Source organism: Eubacterium sp. AF15-50, assembly GCF_934835595.1.
In the GTDB taxonomy this organism is placed as follows: domain Bacteria; phylum Bacillota; class Clostridia; order Lachnospirales; family Lachnospiraceae; genus Eubacterium_G; species Eubacterium_G segne.
On the sequence record NZ_CAKVZL010000036.1, the window covers coordinates 1 to 20,044 of the forward strand.

17 protein-coding genes and 1 pseudogene are annotated in these 20,044 nt (G+C 35.4%); 1 reads left to right on the top strand and 17 read right to left on the bottom strand.

Translation table 11 applies throughout. The features are described 5' to 3' along the window. The 3 genes and pseudogenes from Q5O73_RS05690 to Q5O73_RS05700 form a co-directional block, all read right to left on the bottom strand. Positions 1 to 475: pseudogene (locus tag Q5O73_RS05690) on the bottom strand (hypothetical protein); the annotation flags it as partial. Beyond that, positions 468 to 1,316 carry a DUF4007 family protein gene (locus tag Q5O73_RS05695; protein WP_158576816.1) on the bottom strand — a complete coding sequence of 283 codons (849 nt, stop codon included), beginning with the start codon at positions 1,314 to 1,316 and terminating at the stop codon, positions 468 to 470. The gene Q5O73_RS05695 and the pseudogene Q5O73_RS05690, both read right to left, overlap by 8 nt. 15 nt (positions 1,317 to 1,331) lie before the next feature. Then, positions 1,332 to 3,047: a phosphoadenosine phosphosulfate reductase family protein gene (locus Q5O73_RS05700; protein ID WP_118589753.1), complete on the bottom strand. Its 1,716-nt coding sequence runs from the start codon at positions 3,045 to 3,047 to the stop codon at positions 1,332 to 1,334. Positions 3,048 to 3,450: 403 nt separating this feature from the next. Here Q5O73_RS05700 and Q5O73_RS05705 point away from each other — a divergent pair, with 403 nt between their 5' ends. Further along, positions 3,451 to 3,774 (top strand): helix-turn-helix domain-containing protein, encoded by a 324-nt coding sequence (locus Q5O73_RS05705; RefSeq protein ID WP_021951955.1) that lies wholly within the window; start codon positions 3,451 to 3,453, stop codon positions 3,772 to 3,774. Positions 3,775 to 3,928: 154 nt separating this feature from the next. On the opposite strand, the gene Q5O73_RS05710 is transcribed toward Q5O73_RS05705, so the two are convergent. From Q5O73_RS05710 to Q5O73_RS05775, 14 genes are all read right to left on the bottom strand, one after another. Continuing rightward, positions 3,929 to 5,581, bottom strand: coding sequence for an ABC transporter substrate-binding protein (locus Q5O73_RS05710; protein ID WP_302669231.1), 1,653 nt, complete (start codon positions 5,579 to 5,581; stop codon positions 3,929 to 3,931). Positions 5,582 to 5,696: 115 nt separating this feature from the next. Next, complete coding sequence (locus tag Q5O73_RS05715; protein ID WP_302669232.1) at positions 5,697 to 6,401, bottom strand: hypothetical protein; 705 nt, start codon at positions 6,399 to 6,401, stop codon at positions 5,697 to 5,699. 13 nt (positions 6,402 to 6,414) lie between these two features. After that, the gene (locus Q5O73_RS05720; protein WP_021951952.1) at positions 6,415 to 7,839 is read right to left on the bottom strand and encodes a HAMP domain-containing sensor histidine kinase; all 1,425 of its coding nucleotides are present in this window, start codon (positions 7,837 to 7,839) and stop codon (positions 6,415 to 6,417) included. 17 nt (positions 7,840 to 7,856) lie between these two features. Beyond that, entirely contained in the window at positions 7,857 to 8,510 is a 654-nt protein-coding gene (locus tag Q5O73_RS05725) for a response regulator transcription factor (protein WP_021951951.1), read from the bottom strand. Between the two features lie 8 nt (positions 8,511 to 8,518). Beyond that, positions 8,519 to 9,745 (bottom strand): radical SAM family heme chaperone HemW, encoded by a 1,227-nt coding sequence (gene hemW, locus Q5O73_RS05730; protein WP_021951950.1) that lies wholly within the window; start codon positions 9,743 to 9,745, stop codon positions 8,519 to 8,521. 57 nt (positions 9,746 to 9,802) lie between these two features. Then, on the bottom strand, positions 9,803 to 10,891 hold the full coding sequence (locus Q5O73_RS05735; protein ID WP_302669233.1) for a hypothetical protein: 1,089 nt from the start codon (positions 10,889 to 10,891) through the stop codon (positions 9,803 to 9,805). Continuing rightward, entirely contained in the window at positions 10,891 to 12,705 is a 1,815-nt protein-coding gene (lepA, locus tag Q5O73_RS05740) for a translation elongation factor 4 (protein WP_302624100.1), read from the bottom strand. Before lepA ends, Q5O73_RS05735 begins: the two co-directional genes overlap by 1 nt. A gap of 60 nt (positions 12,706 to 12,765) precedes the next feature. Next, positions 12,766 to 13,287 carry a DUF4364 family protein gene (locus tag Q5O73_RS05745; protein ID WP_021951948.1) on the bottom strand — a complete coding sequence of 174 codons (522 nt, stop codon included), beginning with the start codon at positions 13,285 to 13,287 and terminating at the stop codon, positions 12,766 to 12,768. Positions 13,288 to 13,289: 2 nt separating this feature from the next. Further along, on the bottom strand, positions 13,290 to 13,877 hold the full coding sequence (gene yihA / locus Q5O73_RS05750; RefSeq protein WP_021951947.1) for a ribosome biogenesis GTP-binding protein YihA/YsxC: 588 nt from the start codon (positions 13,875 to 13,877) through the stop codon (positions 13,290 to 13,292). Positions 13,878 to 13,881: 4 nt separating this feature from the next. Continuing rightward, a complete protein-coding gene (gene lon / locus Q5O73_RS05755) occupies positions 13,882 to 16,197 on the bottom strand; it encodes an endopeptidase La (RefSeq protein ID WP_302669234.1) in 2,316 nt (771 codons plus the stop codon). Between the two features lie 16 nt (positions 16,198 to 16,213). Further along, the gene (gene clpX, locus Q5O73_RS05760; RefSeq protein WP_021951945.1) at positions 16,214 to 17,497 is read right to left on the bottom strand and encodes an ATP-dependent Clp protease ATP-binding subunit ClpX; all 1,284 of its coding nucleotides are present in this window, start codon (positions 17,495 to 17,497) and stop codon (positions 16,214 to 16,216) included. A 68-nt stretch (positions 17,498 to 17,565) separates the two neighbouring features. Continuing rightward, the gene (gene clpP, locus Q5O73_RS05765; protein ID WP_021951944.1) at positions 17,566 to 18,147 is read right to left on the bottom strand and encodes an ATP-dependent Clp endopeptidase proteolytic subunit ClpP; all 582 of its coding nucleotides are present in this window, start codon (positions 18,145 to 18,147) and stop codon (positions 17,566 to 17,568) included. A 27-nt stretch (positions 18,148 to 18,174) separates the two neighbouring features. Next, positions 18,175 to 19,455, bottom strand: coding sequence for a trigger factor (gene tig, locus Q5O73_RS05770; protein ID WP_021951943.1), 1,281 nt, complete (start codon positions 19,453 to 19,455; stop codon positions 18,175 to 18,177). 318 nt (positions 19,456 to 19,773) lie between these two features. Further along, positions 19,774 to 20,044: DJ-1/PfpI family protein (locus Q5O73_RS05775; protein WP_302669235.1), on the bottom strand; the 271-nt coding region annotated here is incomplete at its 5' end.

Here is a 20,044-nt window from a genome sequence, read left to right on the forward strand (position 1 = left end):
CCCTGATACACTCATATGCCTTTGTATAATATGTTTCCGGGACAATGTCATTTAATCCCTCTCTTTTTAAAGCCTCCCTTAATCCTTCAATAAAACCGCGGTTTAAATCCTCATATGTGCCTGAAATAATAACCGGCAAAAACTTTTTTCCCTTTAAAAGTTCAATATTGGAAGTTTTATTTAATTTGTTTGCCTTAATTTTCCCAATAACTTTTTCAAAAACTTCTTTATTTCCACTAATTAATGCCATAAAAACCAAAAGCAAATGAGATTTTCCCTTACCATATGGGCCAATAAGAATGTTTGCCTTGTTTCTGTTTTCAACAATATGTCCTGCATATTCATTTAAAACATCCACGGAAGACACCGTTGGAATATAACTTGCTATTTTTTCCGGATTATTTAAATCCAGTTCAAGATTAATTGAAGTTTGAAATCTTTTGTCAATATGTATCATGTCCGTTAATTTATGCATAATATTTCTCCATTATCTGCTCTAATGTAATGTTATTTTCCATGTATATCATATCAAGCCCCGCTGTTCTGTTTAAGGTGATATAGCCCTCTTCCTCTAACTTATCTAAGTATTCATTCATTTTAATCCGCTTTAAATTAAAAACTTTTCCCGGTGACAAAGGTTCGTTTACAGCCTCATCAATTCTTAAGGATAAAGTATTTTTATAATCCATATATTTTTTTAGGGCATACAAAACCGCCATAGGGCTTAGAACCGTATAATCCGGTGCCGTTTTTATATATTTCTTTCCATTTTTCTTTATTAAACCGATTTTAGAAAAAGGTGAAATACGCTTTTCCTCCGGGTCGTAATCCTGTGTTTTTTCCCTTGTGTACATATTAAGTAATACATTTACATCATCCTGAAGGGAACGTACGGAAAAATCCTCCACCCCCATTTTATGAATTTCATTTTCCAGCAATACAAACAATTCATCCTTATCAAATTCCTCTGCATTTATCTTATTGAAAGTTAAATACCATGAGGTTGCATTTTCCCTGTTATGAACAAGATTTACATGGAAAATTTCCAAAGGGAATATATCCTCAAAATATCTGTCATTTTTCAGTATTATTTTTCCAATTTCAGTAAGCGAAACCTGACTTTTTCCTGTTTCCTTAGTAAAATCTCCTGCTTTTAGCCAATATCTGATAGCCTTTGCCATATTACTTCCCACTCCCAGAGTGTCTGCTCCAAAATTCTTAGAAAATACCTTTTCGTTTTTATCCACTTCTATTAAGCCTTTACTAAGCCATCCCTCACGAATGGCAAATGTCTCGTGGCCTTTCAGTTTTATCACAATCTGCCTCCTAATCTATTTATCCTTCTTAGTTGCAAGTACCTTTCTCATGTAGCATCCCCCTGTATAATGGTTGACGCACTCCATGCATCTCTTACATTTATCGTCTAAAATTCTGTAACTAATGCCTTCTTTTCCTTCCTTAATAACAATTGCATTATACTTGCATATGCTTTCACAGGCACGGCAACCCATACACATCTGATATTTTGTAATCTGGCATTTTACCTTTTCTTCTGCAGTTTTTACGCTTTTTGCACCATCAATGTGATAATCAACAATAGTTACCTTTAATGTATTACTGCCTATTCGTCCCTGAAGTTTTAATACCGGCATGGCATTTTTCCTTGTAACGTAAACCTCACCTAACCTTTTATTTCCCAAATCAAAATTTATATATCCAAAAGGTTTAAACAATTCATATAATTCCTCCGTTATAGGGCGAAGCAGCTGGTAATTAAAGGCATTTTCCTCTAATGCACAGGGTTCAAAAGAAACTGCTGTTTTTCCTGCATATTCTACGCCGTTTCCCCCTTGCCTTGCCTTCCATTTTCCGTCATCCACATACACTTCGGCATCAGGCTTTCCTATCTTTATAGCGAAATCAATAAGCATCTTCCTAAACTTATCAGACTGCTCCTTCATATGAATTTTAGATAAAAATTCTGACCATCCGCTATTATTCGGGCAGCACCAGCATCCTACCCTGGCATAGCCCAGCCTGTATGCATTGTTAAAATCAATTTTTGTGGTTAAAATGTATAACCATACATCAAAATCCATCCAGTCAATAATGGGAGATATGGTAATCTGCTTTGTTATTTTCGAGCCTTCCGTTTCCCTCTCATACTTGCTTCTGCTTTTTGACTCGCTTCTTCTTATTCCATAAAAAGTAATGATTTTATTTTTATTCTTAAACAGGGATTTTATTTTTCTTTGAATGGCACCTGTCTTAAACACTGTGCAACACCAACGCATAACACGACTTGGCGGCCCAACTAACTGACAAAGTTCCTCAAAATCCTTGTCCTTATTTCTAGATGACAAAACCGGAGTTTTAGGATGTTCTTTTTTAAATCTCTCAACATATTTAATGGTCTCCGGGAATTCTAAAGTCGTATCCCCAAATATATGCAAGATTTTCGGTTCGCTAAGAGCCCTTATAACTAAATCCGACGTAACTGTAGAGTCTTTTCCTCCCGAAAAAGACACAAACATATCCATTACCGTATAACCTTTTACAGACCCCCTTATATAATCCGTAGCTTCCTTAACTATAAATTCATATCTGTCACTATTTGCCTTAACAAATCTGTCTATGTACTCATCAAAATATTGCCGGTTAATATTTTTTTCTTCCTGAAAGTATCTCTTTCTAACCAAATCAGCATCTATATTTTTTAAATCCTTAACGGAAAATCTTATACGCTTTCCATCAATGTAATAGTAATTCCCCGAGCAATTCCAAACTGATGACTTTTCGTAGGTTCCGGGAGCCTTATTCCATATTAATTCCAGCAAAAGCCTCTCCTGTGGGAAAACCGGGCGGATATCCGTAGTTATTCTCTCTCCCTGCGTATTGCAGCATTTGCACACCTTTTCATATAATGGCACCTTACAGTTGTGACACCAATATATATCTGAGCTCTCTAACTTACTTCTGCCGCCACACACCGGACAGATACTGTTTTTTGTAATAATGTTATCCTTTTTGCATTTGTATCTAAGCACTGTTCTTTCCTACCTTACTCCATAAACTCTTCCGGTTTGACATTTAAATAAAAGCACAATTCCAAAAACTCTCCTGCCTCTAAAGGTTTAATCTCTCCCCGCAGTTTTCTCTCGTCTATTCCGGTATCTTTCGAAATTTGAAGAAAGGACAAATTATTAGATTCTATGTATTTTGAAACTTTTTCTGAAACGCTCAATGTTGTACCCCATTTCTTAACTTCTAAGACTTTTTTACTTATATAGCATTATATTCTTATTTGTAAAGAATTTCAATTCTAACTTTTCTCAATTAGTAAGAATTTGTTGACGCATATTTTGGGGTAGGATAAGATAAAATTTATAATATGATGTAAGTGTCCAAAGCATAACATCTATAATTTCTATTTTGAAAGGAATGTTTTAAATGAAAAATGAAATGATAGCAAAGGTGCTAAAAAAATATAGAAAAAATAACAAACTGACAGTTAATGAAGTGGCTGAGCTGTTAAATGAAAGGTCTTTAACAGTAGCTACCAAAACAATTTACGGATGGGAAAGCGGACAGGCTCAACCTGATGCCGACACTCTTTTAGTTCTTTGTGAAATATACAACATTGATGATATTTTAGGCACCTTCGGTTATAGTGATAAAAAGCAGTTTCATATTACCAATCATGAGCGGGAATTAATTGAAAAATACAGACAGCATCCTGAATTACAGGATGCTGTGGATAAACTACTAAGCTAATGGGAAAAAGCGTACTTAAACAGATCTCTGTCAGAGTTTTTAAGTAAATGAAGTATCAGTCGGACTGTTAATAGTCTTGCTGTTAGTTTTTATGCCAAAATAGGCTGCCGCTAATGCGACAGCCTATTTTCGTTAATCTTGTGCTTTTCTATTTTTATTTTCCATACAATTTCTTAAATGCATCTTTTAACTGTTTATCTGCTGTAACAATTTTTCCATTTATTTTGCTGTCCCAGTCAGATAATCTTGATTTTACACTGTCTGCCCAGTTCTTTTCAGTAAACCATGCACCGGCAACCTGCTGATCACCACATCTTAACCACTCTTCCATGGTCTTTACCGTATCTCCCTTTTCAGTTACTGTTGACGTCCAGCATTTATCAATTACATCCCAGTATCGTCCTTCATTCCATATTTTTAACACCTCATTAAATCCATCTTTATCTTTATAGGATTTATGTGCAGGCAAATCATTCCACATTTTCATTTGTTCATCATAATCTGTTCCTGTTACAACAGGGAAAGAATCTCCTGCTGCCGATTTTATTTGACCGTTATCACTCCACTTTTGGTCATAAATTGCCTTTCTTGCATCTGTAGAAGCTGTCCAGAAAGAAGCAAAGGTATAGGATATATCACGCTTTAACTCTTCCTCTTTACTCCATTCCTTATTTTTATCATCCAGTGCATAATTGTGTACACATATAGGATCCATAATTATTTTAATTGTATTTTCACAATAATCCGTAGAAGGATATGGATATATGTCCCAATCTGCTGATTTAATATATGAAGGGCTATCCTTTGCATCCTCATCAGCACCTGATGTTAAATACCATGGGTCTTCAAAATTTATTAATGTTCTGTTGTTTGTAAAATACGTCCAGCTGTATCCACCATTTTCCTTAACTATATCTTTTGTTATTTTTCCTGAACCGGCTGCCACATCTATAGACTTTTCAGCCCATTTAGGCAGATATTTAAGAAGTGACTTTACCTGTTCACTATTTAACTCAACCTTATTTTCTTCTAAAATCTTCTTATTTATATTATCTGTTCCAAGCTCCAAAACTTCTATAGGTGTTCCCTTTGATCCCCAGAACTCCTTACAATCTGCCTTAGAAATAAATCTTGTAAACTGGTCAATATTCCAGTCAGGCTTTGGAACATTTATATTATTATCCTGTGCCAACGCCTTATTGACCCAAATTCCTCCCGGAATTGTATATGACGGGAGACCTCCCTGAAATCCATCATAATTAATGCTTTTCATAAGACTTTCATTGTATTTTTTATATGTTTCGTCATCCTTATAAACTGACAAATCTGCAACCAGCCCCTTCTTTATATCCCCGGTTACGTCTGTTGATGCCCATACATCCGGATATTTTCCATACTTTGCCTGAAAGTTTTCCATTTCCTGCTCCCATGACTGAGTGTTATACTGATCCGGATCACCAATTTTTGACCACACATTAATTTTTATTTCCGGATAAACCTCATTAAATTTCTTTGCCACTGCATAAAGCTGGGCTACATTTTGTGCCACAATTTTTGTAGGGTCTGAAAGCTTCTTACCTGCAGTGCTTTTAGGATTTCCGATGTCCTCATAATATTCACCGTCACCGGACCATACCATTACGGAAACTTCTCCCTTTACATTTTTATCCAGTCCTGTCGTAATCTGAATTTCATTAGTGTTATCCCGTTCACTGTCCTCCACTTTTTTGCCTGAGCAACCGCCTAGTAATGACATTCCTATAATTCCTGCCATTGCCAATATAAGCATTCTCTTACCTTTTCTCATAATTCCTCCTTATAAAATCAATTATGCGATTTCTTTAACACTTATATGGTAATATGCCGGCATTAAAAAAAGCTCTAAAAAAATGCAAAATTTTTGCAAAATTTAGAGCCTTCTCTTATTCTCCTAAAACTAACTTTCCACCACAATATTCCTTATTTTTATAATCATACATTATCACAATATACTTTTCATTATTTCTAAAAGGAATATAAAATTTATCACCATGCCAGAAAATTTCTTCCCCATTGAAGTCACCCATTATTTTCTTTATGGTATCCAATTTAGGTGATACCATATTTTCTTTTATACATCCCTTAAGTATTGCATTTATCAGAGAATAAAGCTCTGAGCCGGTGCTGTCTCTGTCGTCCTGTACTTTTACAAATCCCTCTTCCCTTTTACCTGCATTATTGATTTCCACCATACTTTTTTGAAACTCTATTGCCCTGTTTTTTTCATTGATAAAAACATTAATTTCCTGAGAATTATCCTTTAACTTAATAATGTAGCTGTCACCATTGGTATAACCTGTTTTTTCAGTCCCGGTATCCATAGCATATTCCTTTATAATCTCATCTGTTATGGCACTGAACTTATTAAAATTCTTAACTTCTTTATAGCTACCGGTTATAATGCATTCACTGTTAAAAACCTTACGCTCTAAGCTGATGTCGTTATCTAACTGTAAAAATGTGCTTCCAACCTTGTTAATTCTTGTTTTTTCTTCATGGGATGCATATATATTTATAGCTTCAATACCTGCTACCACTATTATCAGTGCTGCTAAGATTGTAACTATATTCGATATATTCTTTTTCATATATTTAACCTCATCAATCTAAATCATAAACAGGAAGTGTTACTGTAACAAGGCAGCCCTTACCTATGTCACTGGATATTTCTATTTCACCATTACTTAATTCAATAATCTTTTTACACAGTGCAAGACCTAAACCTGCCCCACCACTTTTTCGTGTTCGTGATTTGTCTACCATATAAAACGGTTCCATAACCTTCTTTACATCTTCCTTCGGAATCCCTATGCCATAATCCTGAATCTTTATTACAACCTTATTATTTTCCACAGACATACTTACATCCATTTCACCATTTTGCGTGGTAGCCTTAGCGCCATTATCTAAAATGTTATAAAAAACAGATTTAATTAAATCCTTATCAACCATAACATTTTTGTTTACAATCTTTTTATTTATCTTTATATTACTTTTTTCCAAAACAATTTGTTCCGATAATATTACTTCATCCAGAATATTGCCTATATCAACACATTCACCCTTCACGTTTTTTTCTTCTATTTGTGCTAATTCCATTAGCTTCCCTGACATTGTTTTTAACCTTAATGCCTCTTTATAAATATACCCTGAATATTCCTTTATCTGTTCTTCCGTAAGATTCTGCTTAATAGTCAGTATATCCGAAAATCCTAAAATTGCAGTCAGAGGAGTTTTCATTTCATGAGCCATGTTGTCAATAAATACCTGCCTGCTTTCTATCATTTCTTCCTTTGCCCTGTTATCATCTGCTATTTTTTCGGACATCTGATTAACATCTTTTGTAAGCTCTGTAATTTCATTATTCCCCTTTACCTCAAGCTGTCTTCCATAATCTCCGTCAGATATACTATGTATTCCCCATTGAAGTTTTTTTACAGGTCTAAGTAAAAATCTGATAGTTACTAAAAGAATAATTCCCGAAAGCAGGGAAAATACTATGGTAAGTACCTTCAGCCTGTCCCTTTGAGCAAAATAAGCCTCGTAAATATGTGTAATATCATACTCCGTGTCGCATTTTATTTTTCTGCCATAAATACTGTTTTCAGATTCCATTATAAGAAAATAATAATCACTTTTGTGTACTATTTCATATCCTGCATATCTTTCCTGTTTAATCATATTCTTATTAACTATGTCATCTGAGAAGTCATAGTTATTCATTATGTTTTCCCCGTCCATACTTAATTTCAACCCATAACCTAAATCCTCAAATCTTTCATAGGCGGCTTTATATGCCTCTAAAAATTCGTGGTCACTTAAAATCGATTTGGTTTTTTCCTGCATCTGTCGTTGCACTTCAACATTTACTGATGCCATAACATTTTCGTGGAACTTTTTGGAATTATTTATTTCTGCATCTATCTGATATTTATACTGGTTTCCAATTAGTAAAAGTCCCATTGCCAGTGTAAAAACCGTAACAATGAACATTGTCACTATAAATATTCTCTGCCATATCTTCATATGCCACTCCTATTGATTTAACTGTACAGGCAGTATCCTACCTTTGGAATAGTAACTAATTTTTCTTTTAATTTCATTTTCTTTCTTACCTGCTGCACATGGGTATCCACTGTTCTTGTTTCTCCCACAAAATCATATCCCCATATTTCTGCCATTAACCGCTCTTTCCTTATAACAATATCCTTATGCTTTAAGAAAAACACTAAAATATCAAACTCTTTTGGAGTAAGATTAATAATTTCATCATTACAGGTTACCTGATGTTTAGTAATATCTGCCTTAATATCGTGGTATTCAATTACATCCTCTTCATTATGATATCTTCTTAAAACCACTTCCACTCTGGCTAAAAGTTCCATTGCCTCAAAAGGTTTTAGTATGTAATCCTCCGCCCCTAACTTAAGTCCGTGAACCCTGTCCACTACATCCTGTTTTGCAGTTATAAATATAGTTGGAATTTTTAAGGGTTTTATATACTTCATTAAGGAGAAGCCGTCTATTCCCGGAAGCATGACATCTAAAAGAATAAGGGAATACTTATTATTTTCTATTTTTTCCTTTGCAGCTATTCCGTCATACACTTTATCGCAGGAATAATTTCCCATATCCAGCGTAACTTCTATCATTTTTGCAATACTTTCATCATCTTCAACTACCAGTATTTTGTTCATAGAGCCTCCTACAGTAAAAATTCAGACATTGCATAATTACTTACATCTATTCCCCTGTCTGTAAGCATTATCCTATTATCATTTTTCTTTAATAATCCCTGACTTATTAACTTATCTGCCACATTACCATAAACTGTCTCAAATTTTCTTCCAAATTTTTCTTCAAATTCATCCACAGATATTCCCTCCATCATTCTCAGTCCCAAAAACATAAATTCTTCCATCATATCTTTATTGCTAAGTTTCTGGATTTTTCCCTGAATCACAGTAAGAGGGTCTTCCTGAATATCCCATATATCATCCTGATAAATAGTCTCTCCCCAGAAATTTTCATTCTCCTCCAAATTGCCACCTGACATAACAGAAATGTACTGACTTAAATCTGCGATGTTGCTATATCTGGTATTTTTATATAACGATGCCGCCCCTAATCCAAATCCCAGATAATCCTTTCGTTTCCAATATCCTATATTATGCCTGCATTCATATCCCACCTTGCTGTAGTTAGATATTTCATATCTCATATAACCTGAATCCTTTAGGAATTTTCCGGTTTCATAGTACATTTCCCGCTCCGTATCCTCATCAGGTAATATGCTATATCCTGCATTCTCTGCTGCCTCCACCCTGTCATAAAGCGGGGTTTCCTCCTCCACAATAAGACTGTAAGCAGAAATATGTTCAGGATTTAAGTCTGTCACTTTTTTAAGAGTCTCTCTATAGCTTTCAATGCTTTGTCCCGGAAGTGCACTCATTATATCTACATTTATATTAGAAAATCCTGCCTCTCTGGCTAACTTATAACTTTCCAAAAACTTATCAAAATTGTGTATTCTTCCAATTGCCATAAGTTCATCATCATTAGCTGACTGCAAACCTATACTTATTCTGTTTATCCCTAAATCCTTATAGTATTTCAATTTATACTTATCAAGAGTTCCCGGGTTACATTCAATGGTAATTTCTGCATTCTCATCCACCACACAGTTTTGTCTTATGGCATCCATTATTTCTCCAATATATTTTCCTTCTAATATGGAAGGAGTACCTCCACCGATAAATATTGTATCGACAAGGTACCCTTCCATTCTATCCTTACTTAATTTAATTTCATTAATTAATGCAGAAACATACTCTCTTTTAGTTACCGAATCCCCTCTCATAGATAAAAAGTCACAATAATCGCACTTCTTAGCACAAAAGGGTATATGAACATATATTTCTAATTTATCCATAATTATAATTGCCTTTCTGTATAAGAGACCATTTTGATTTTCTTGTAATAAACTGATTTAGCGCCCCGGTGACCTTCGTAATACCCAATGGGGTGCAATCTGCTGTGGCGACTCCTCATATTCATTATTTTTATCATAAATGATATCTCTATATGAAGTTCCTGCTGCATTAAAGCACAGTTTAAATTTTACTGCTCCTTCCCCATTATAATATATTTTTATTACAAGGGGAAACTGTGTCAACAATTTGTTGATATCATTTTGAATTGCTGAAATGTTCTCCATATCCGGGATTCCTACAATATTTCCATCGTCATCACTTTTTATACATCCGTTTACACCCTGCTTTGTATGTACCGTGAAATAAGTTGCAATATTGCATACTTCCTTTTTATAATTGAGCAATAACTCGTTTACATAAGAATCGTTTCCCTCATAACCCGAAAAACTCTTTGGATTTGCAAAATTAACTACTTTAACTTTAATCCTTTTTTGCACCCCATTGTGTGCCCTTAAATAAACATAGCACGTTCCTTCTTTATCAAAGGAAGTAATTTTCCCCATCTTATTTACCTTCACTAGAGAAATATCACTGCTACTCCATATAACTTCTTTAGAAAACGGTTTTGCCTTTTTATTTTTAACCTTTCTGTCAGGATTAATGAATACCTGATACTCATTTTCGCTACATAGTCCTATACTAATAGGACTATTTTCCAAAATAAATACTTCTCCGGCATTTACTAATCGGTCATTAATTCTATAGGTTCTCCCTGACACCCGGTAGGATTTTTTACTAAACTTTTTCTTCCCTTTGTGTACTTTAAAAGATGACACTTTGTATTTATACACTTTATGGACTTTTAATTTTTTGTCAATCCAACAGGTCTTTTCATTATTAAAAATCGTCTTTATACTGACATATTTTTTCTTTTTACTGCTATATCTGTATATCCTATAACCATCGGCTTTTTTTACCTTACTCCATTTAATTTTTAATGCTGTTGTAGTATACCTTTTAACTACAACATTCTTTGGTGTTTCGTCTTTAATGCTTTTGGCATAAGTTACTGTGTTTACATTAGCAGATATAGCTACTGCAAACAATAAAACTATGCAGTATGATATTATCTTCTTATAGTTCATTACTCATCATCTAATTTCAAAACCGCCATAAATGCTGACTGTGGTATTTCCACATTTCCAACCTGGCGCATACGTTTCTTTCCTTCCTTCTGCTTTTCTAACAGCTTTTTCTTTCTTGAAATATCGCCACCATAACATTTAGCAAGCACGTCTTTTCTCATTGCCTTAACTGTTTCTCTTGCAATAACTTTACTTCCTACTGCTGCCTGAATCGGTACTTCAAAAAGCTGTCTTGGAATTTCATTCTTCAGTTTCTCGCACATTTTTCTGCCACGCTCATATGCTGAAGCCTCCGGAACTATAAAGGATAGTGCATCCACCTCTTCCTTATTTATAAGAATGTCAAGCTTAACTAACTTAGCTGTTTCATATCCTTTTAATTCATAATCGAATGAGGCATACCCTCTTGAGCGGGATTTTAATGCATCAAAGAAATCATATATTATTTCATTTAACGGAATATCATATTTAAGAAGTGCTCTTGAACCTTCCACATACTCCATTCCTATATATCGTCCACGTCTTTGCTGACACAATTCCATAATAGAGCCTATAAACTCTGTAGTTACCATTATTTCGGCACTTACAATAGGTTCCTCCATATGTTCTATTTCACTTGGATCCGGCAAATTAGTTGGGTTGGTAAGTTCTATTAACTCCCCATTTTCCTTGTATACCTTATAAATAACTGACGGTGCCGTAGTTACCAAATCAAGTCCGTATTCCCTCTCTAGTCTCTCCTGAACAATTTCAAGATGAAGAAGTCCTAAGAATCCACATCTGAAACCAAATCCTAAGGCTATTGATGTTTCCGGTTCGTATTTAAGGGATGCATCATTTAGCTGAAGTTTTTCCAAAGCATCTCTTAAATCAGGATATTTGGCTCCATCTGCCGGATATACACCACAGTAAACCATTGAATTAACTTCCTTATATCCCGGAAGTGGCTCATCACATGGTCTGTCTGCATCAGTTACGGTATCACCAACCTTGGTATCACGGACATTTTTTATACTTGCCGTAATATATCCAACCATTCCTGCTGATAATTCATCACAGGCTATAAACTGACCTGCTCCAAAATATCCCACTTCCACAACATTTGCTTTAGCTCCTGTTGCCATCATTTTTATATTCATTCCCGGCTTTACGGTACCCTCTTTTATTCGGCAAAATACAATAACTCCCTTGTATGAATCATATAAGCTGTCAAAAATAAGTGCTTTAAGGGGAGCCTCCGGATTTCCCTCCGGTGCCGGAATATTCTTAACAATTGCCTCTAAAACCTCACCACAGTTAAGTCCTGTTTTGGCTGAAATAAGTGGTGCATCCTCTGCATCAAGTCCTATAACATCCTCTATTTCCGCCTTTACCCTATCCGGGTCAGCTGATGGAAGGTCAATTTTGTTTATTACCGGAAAAACCTCTAGGTCATGGTCTAATGCAAGATAAACATTTGCCAGAGTCTGTGCTTCCACACCCTGTGCCGCATCAACTACCAATACTGCACCATCACAGGCTGCTAAGCTTCGTGATACCTCGTAATTAAAATCCACATGACCCGGTGTATCAATAAGATTAAAAATATATTCCTCACCGTCTTTAGCCTTATAAACAGTACGAACTGCCTGAGATTTTATTGTTATTCCACGTTCTCTTTCTAAGTCCATATTATCAAGAACCTGAGCCTGCATTTCCCTGTTTGTAAGAAGCCCTGTCATCTCTATTATACGGTCTGCCAAAGTAGATTTTCCGTGATCAATATGAGCAATAATGCAAAAATTTCTTATTTTACTCTGATCTATATGCGACATATTTTCCTCCATCTCTTGTTTATTTTGCTGTTAAACTGACTTTACCTTTATGTGAAATTATTACGTCAGATTATCTAATACATATTGATATATTTTCTGGCTGGTGTCCTTGTCCTGCCAATTTGCACACATTTTTGAGGCAATATCCTTATCAGGAGTTGCAATATTAAGTTCAATTAATGTACTGTCTCCTTCTTTTACCTGACAATGTACAATATAATCTCCATTTGCAGCCCTGTAATAATCCGAAACGGTTCCTGCCTCATTTCTTAATTCATATTTATTCTCAATAAGGAACATATCCACATCATCAACTATCTGGTTGGGAATTTTATTCTCAAAAAACTTAAGACTTTCCCTTCCCTCGGAAGTTAAATGATAATAAGATGTATTTCTATTAACATTTAAAAACACAAATCCGTTTTCTATTAACTCATTAATGGAACGCTGAACGGAAAAATAAGTTGTGTACTCATTCTCCAGAAAGAACTGGGCAATCTGGGTATTAGTCAGTGGGAAATCCACCTTATTAAGCATATGCATTATAATTAATTTATATAAAGTTTCCGGTTCTAATGCCATTTCTAACTCCTTGTTATTTCTTCAATCAAATCAAGAATTTCATCTTTTCCCTGCTTTGTCTGAGCCGAAAATGGTAGTATCTTTGTTCCACCTACTACGTTTAAGCCTGTCCTTATCATTTTAACATGCTTTTGTATCTGGCTTCTCTTTATTTTGTCAAGCTTTGTTGCAATTATTATTGGTTCATATCCATTGGCTAATATCCACTGGTACATATTTATGTCATTAGCTGACGGCTCGTGTCTTATATCTATTAAAAGAAAAACTGCTTTTAACATATCCGAAGTATGAAGATAGTTTTCTATCATTACACCCCATTTTTCCTTTACTTCCTTTGACACACTGGCATACCCGTACCCCGGTAAATCCACAAAATACATTTCCTCATTAACATTATAGAAATTAATTGTCTGTGTTTTTCCCGGCTGGGATGATGTTCTTGCTAATGCCTTCCTGTTTACAAGACTGTTTATCAGTGATGATTTTCCTACATTTGACTTACCTGCAAAGGCAATCTCCGGCATATTATTTTGTGGCAGAGGACTTGTAATTCCACATACCGTCTCTAAACTAACATTTTTTATAACCATATATTTACCTGCTCAGAGCCTCTTTAATAACTTCACTCATATGACTTACGTATACAATTTTCAGACCTGAAGTTATTTCCTCTGAAATCTCCTTTACCATAGGTTCATTCTTTTTAGGTACTAAAACCTTCTTAATACCTGCATTTTTAGCAGCCAAAAGTTTCTCTTTTAATCCTCCTATTGGCATAACATTTCCACGAAGATTAATTTCTCCTGTCATTGCCACCTTACATTTTACCTTAATACCTGACACAGCTGACAAAATAGCCGTTGCCATGGTAATTCCGGCTGATGGTCCATCCTTTGGCACTGCCCCTTCCGGAACGTGAATATGTATATCATTCTCACTAAAGAATTCCTTATCCACACCATAATCCGCTGCAATACTTCTAACATAGCTCAGTGCAATTACAGCAGACTCCTTCATAACATCACCAAGCTGTCCCGTAAGCTTAAGTTCTCCCTTTCCCGGCATTGTATTTACCTCTATCTGAAGGGTAGTTCCACCTACAGCCGTCCAGGCAAGACCTCTTACTATTCCTATATCATCTGACTCATTTGCCAAATCTTCATCGAATTTCTTTCTTCCAAGATATTTTTCAATATTTTTTGATGTAACCTTTAAATGCTTTTTATTATTTTGAACTATATCTCTTGCTGCTTTTCTGCATATTTCTTCCAGTTCCCTTTGTAGCTGTCTTACACCGGCTTCCCTTGTGTAAAATCTTATAATACTGTTTATTGCCTCATCTGTTATGGAAAGATTTGATCTTTTTATTCCATTTTTCTCATATGCCTTCTTAATCAGATGTTCTTTTGCAATGTGGAACTTCTCGTTTTCAGTATAACCTTCAACTTCAATCATTTCCATTCTGTCAATTAAAGGCTCCGGTATGGTATTTATATCATTTGCCGTGGCAATAAATAATACCTTTGACAAATCAAGGGGAACTTCCAAATAATTATCCATAAAGGATGAATTTTGTTCTGAATCCATAACCTCAAGAAGGGCTGAAGCCGGATCTCCGTGATAACCTCTTCCCATTTTGTCTATTTCGTCAAACAGCATTAATGGATTAGCACTGCCTGCCATTTTAAGTCCCTTTGCTATTCTTCCCGGCATTGCTCCCACATATGTTTTTCTGTGTCCTCTGATTTCCGATTCGTCGTCCACGCCACCTAAGCTTATTCTAACATATTTTTTGTTTAAAGCTTCTGCAATTGAGTGAGCTATAGATGTTTTTCCTGTTCCCGGAGGTCCTATAAGACAAATAATGGGACTTGTGCCTTTAGCTTCCGTTAAATTTCTCACTGCCAAAAACTCCAGAACTCTTTCTTTTACTTTTTTAAGTCCGTAATGATCTCTGTCTAAGATTTCCTGTGCATTAGTCAAATCAGGGTTTTCCACTGTCTGATTATTCCAAGGCATATCCAGCATTGTGTCAATGTATGTTCTTATTACATTAGCTTCCGGTGCATTTCCACCAAACATTCTGTACCTTGAAAGTTCCTTCATTAACTTTTCCTTCACTTCATCAGATGCGTTAAGCTTCTCTATTTTTTCCTGCAATTCATCTGCATCTGCCGAGAAATCTTCCCCTAATTCTTCTTTTATAACCTGAATCTGTTCTCTTAAAATATGTTCACGCTGACTTTTGTCAAGTCTCTCTTTAACCTTCTCAATTATATCAGCTCTTATTTGTCCGATTTCGTTTTCTTTTCTTAAAAATGACATAACTGTCTCAAATTTAGACACTAAGTCATTTTTTTCCAAATATTCCTGCTTTACTCTAAAATCTACTTTTATTCTTAAAAGTAACTGTTCCATAAGAGTTGACAGATTATTTATTCTCATAACATTTCTTATTCCCTGTTCCGTCAGCCCATGGTTTGTTGCATCATATTTTCTTATGGTTTCTTTTAATTCTCTTACAAAGGCCTCTTCCTCGTTTTCAGATAAAAGATTTTCTTCCTGTGGAATTTCCTTTATATCTCCCTCAAAATATTTCCCATCTTCATATAATGTGAGAATTTCAGCTTTATTCTTTGCCTCTACCATTACACTTGTAATTCCATCCGGCAATTTATTAAGTTGCTTTATTAATACAACAGTACCTATTTTGTATATTCCATCAAAACCCGGTGTTGATTCCACCGGGTCTTTCTGTGCTGTAACAAACAATCGCTGTCCCTGCATCATAGCAGCATTTGCGGCAGCAATTGATGATTTTCTACTAATGTCAAAATGAACTGTCGTTCCCGGCAATATGGTAAGCCCCCTAAGAGGTATAACCGGTATTTTAAAAGTATTTTCTGACATATTTTCTCCTTGATACCTATGCGGTTTTTCCGCTTTTTTTCTTTGTTTTAGGTTTAGTTCCTGAAGGTGCGTACTTTATTTCTGCATCTGCTAATCCATTTACAACATCCTCGTTGACTATACATTCTTCAATGGTGTCATCAGATGGTGTTTCATACATTATATCCATTACCGCATCTTCCATAATGGCTCTAAGTCCTCTTGCTCCTGTCTTTCTTTCCACTGCAAGCTTAGCTATGGCATGTATTGCCTCATCTGTAAATGTAAGCTTAACTCCATCTAATTCAAATAATTTCTTATACTGCTTTACCAATGCATTCTTTGGCTCTGTAAGTATTCTCTCTAATGCCTTTTCATCTAAGAAATCCAATGAAACCGTAACAGGAACTCGTCCTATAAATTCCGGAATAATTCCAAATTTAGTTAAATCTTCCGGCATAACCTGCTTGAATAATTCATCTGTCTTGTGGTCATTTTTTTCACGAACCGGTGAATTAAATCCAATTGCACTTTTATCTAATCTCTTTTCTATAATCTTATCTAATCCGTCAAAAGCTCCACCACAAATAAATAAAATATTTGTAGTATTAATAGGTATAAGTTCCTGCTGAGGATGCTTTCTTCCACCCTGTGGTGGCACGCTGGCATCTGTTCCCTCTAATATTTTAAGTAATGCCTGCTGTACACCTTCACCTGAAACATCTCTTGTGACAGAAACATTTTCTGATTTTTTTGTAATTTTATCTATTTCATCAATATATATAATTCCATGCTCAGCCTTTTCAATATCATAATCAGCTGCCTGAATTAATTTAAGCAAAATATTTTCAACATCTTCACCAACATATCCTGCCTCTGTAAGAGTTGTAGCATCTGCAATGGCAAATGGAACATTTAATATCTTTGCTAATGTCTGAGCTAAATATGTCTTTCCAGAACCTGTAGGTCCTAACAAAAGAATATTGGATTTCTGCAATTCAACATCTAATTCCTTGTCTGATAAAACACGTTTGTAGTGATTATATACTGAAACTGCCAAAACCTTTTTTGCCTCATCCTGACCTATAACATACTGATCCAAAAATTCTTTAATTTCCTTTGGTTTTAAAAGATTTATCTCCTGTGTAGCACCGGATTCCTCTTCATGGTACATTTCTTCCACGATTCCTGCACATATTTCAACGCATTCATCACAAATATACACACCTTCCGGTCCGGCAATAAGTCTTCTTGTCTGACTCTCCGGCTTACCGCAAAATGAACAATATAATTTCTCATCAATAATTTTTTTATTTGCCATGTTTACCTCACTGTTTTGACATAAAATCCAAGTTAAGGCACCACAATTGCGGTGCCTTATTCTTATCTTTATCTTTCTTTGATTACATTGTCAATCAAACCGTACTCTTTTGCTTCATCAGCGCTTAACCAATTATCTCTGTCTGTATCTTTTTCAACAACTTCAACCGGCTTTCCTGAATTAGCTGCAAGAATTTCGTTTAATTTCTTTTTAGTCTTCAAAATATGCTCTGCTGCTATCTGAATCTCTGTAGCCTGACCCTGTGCTCCGCCTAATGGCTGATGAATCATAATTTCAGCATTTGGAAGGGCATATCTCTTTCCCTTAGCTCCGCTGGATAAAAGGAACGCACCCATACTTGCCGCCATGCCAATGCATGTAGTTGATACATCACACTTAACGTAATTCATTGTATCATATATTGCCATTCCTGCTGTAACAGAACCTCCCGGACTGTTGATATACATATGAATATCCTTGCCCGGATCCTCTGACTCTAAGAATAATAACTGTGCAACAACTGTAGAAGCCACTGCATCATTTATTTCCTCTCCTAAAAAGATAATTCTATCCTTTAATAATCTTGAATAAATATCATACGAGCGTTCACCTCTGGAATTCTGCTCTATGACATAAGGTACTAATGCCATTGCTATACCTCCTGCTTAATAATTAAATTATTTAGCCTCATCTACAACAAATTTAGCTGCTTTTCTTGCACAAATATCTTTCTTAAGATTTTCCTTGTCGCTATCTGTTAATAAACCTTTAAGCTTGTCAGCTTCCATGTTGTATCTTCCGGCCATTTCCTTGATTTCTTCTTCAACTTCTTCTTCTGTAGCTTCAATGTTTTCAGCCTTAACAACTGCTTCTAAAACAAGGCTTGATTCAACTCTTGCCTGTGCCTGTGGCTTAACCTGTTCCTTCATCTGGTCAACTGTTGCACCTGTAAACTGTAAATACTGTTCAAATGAAATTCCCTGCATAGCAATATTCTGTGCAAATTCTTCAAGCATCTGTTCAGCCTGTGCTTCAACCATCTTTTCAGGTATATCCATTTCTGCATCATTTACTATAGCTTCAATAACCTTGCTTTCCTTTTCAGCTTCAGCTTCTTTTTCTTTCTTTTCTGTAAGATTCTTCTTAATATCTTCCTTGTATTCATCTAAGGTATCAAATTCTGAAACATCCTGAGCGAAATCATCATCTAATTCAGGATATTCCTTAACTTTGATTTCCTTAATTGTTACCTTAAACATAGCAGGCTTTCCTGCAAGTTCTTTTGCCTGATAGTTTTCAGGGAATGTAACATTAACTTCAACTTCTTCTCCAACTTTCTTTCCAATAAGCTGTTCTTCAAATGTGTCAATAAATGAATGTGAGCCAATTGTTAAAGGATAATCTTCTCCCTTACCACCTTCAAATGCAACTCCATCAACAAATCCTTCAAAGTCGATTGTTGTCTGGTCTCCGTCTTCAACAGCCTTATCATCTGCTGCTACAAGTCTTGCATTCTGCTCTTTAACCTTATCAAGCTCTTCTGCTACTTCTTCATCTGTTACTGTAACATCAGCCTTTTCAACCTTGATTCCTTTGTACTTACCAAGCTTAACTTCCGGCTTTGTTGTAACTTCTGCTTCAAATATGAAAGGCTTGCCTTTTTCAATCTGAGTAACGTTAATTTCCGGACGTGCAACAATTTCTAATCCTGATTCTTCTGCTGCCTGTGCATAAGCTCCTGAAATAAGTTCATTAGCTGCATCCTCGTAAAATACTGCTGCACCATACATCTTTTCAACCATAGCATATGGTACTTTTCCTTTTCTAAATCCCGGAATGTTAAATTTATTCTTATTTTTCTGATAAGCTTTCTGAATAGCTTTATCAAATTTTGAAGCCTCTACCTCGATTGTAAGTTTTGCTGTGTTATTCTCTAACTTTTCTACCTGTAAACTCATTATTCTTCCTCCTTGAGATTTAACCGGGTGTGAGCTCCACCCATAATTATCCATTCTTAAAATTTATTTTTTAACATAACATAAGGGCATAATATCCCCTGACACAGAAAAATATTATATCACGAAAATCCCCCTATGTCACTAAGTTTTTTTGAACAATTCAGCCAAGCATAAAATAAACAAAAGGCAAAAGGCTGCTTGCAGCCAATTTTGCTTTTTGTTTATTTTATATTTGCTGAATCAACGAAGCGAGAAGAAGCAAAGCGTATTCGAGCTTAGGTGATTCAGGCTTGGCTGAATTGACCTTTTATGCTTATTTTATCTGTCAAACTGTATTGCAGCTGCCACCTGTCCTGCTGTCTCCTCATCCACCAACACGCTTATTAGTTCAAGTCCCATTTCCAATGCCACTCCAAGTCCTTTTCCCGTAACAAAATTCTTGTCTGTTACAACTCTGCCACCATAATTTTTACAATCCATCTTATCTTCAAAACCCGGATAGCTTGTTGCATTTACATCCTTTAACAAACCAAGTTGTCCATAAATACTTGGTGCTGCACATATAGCTGCAAGCCATTTACCCTGTCTG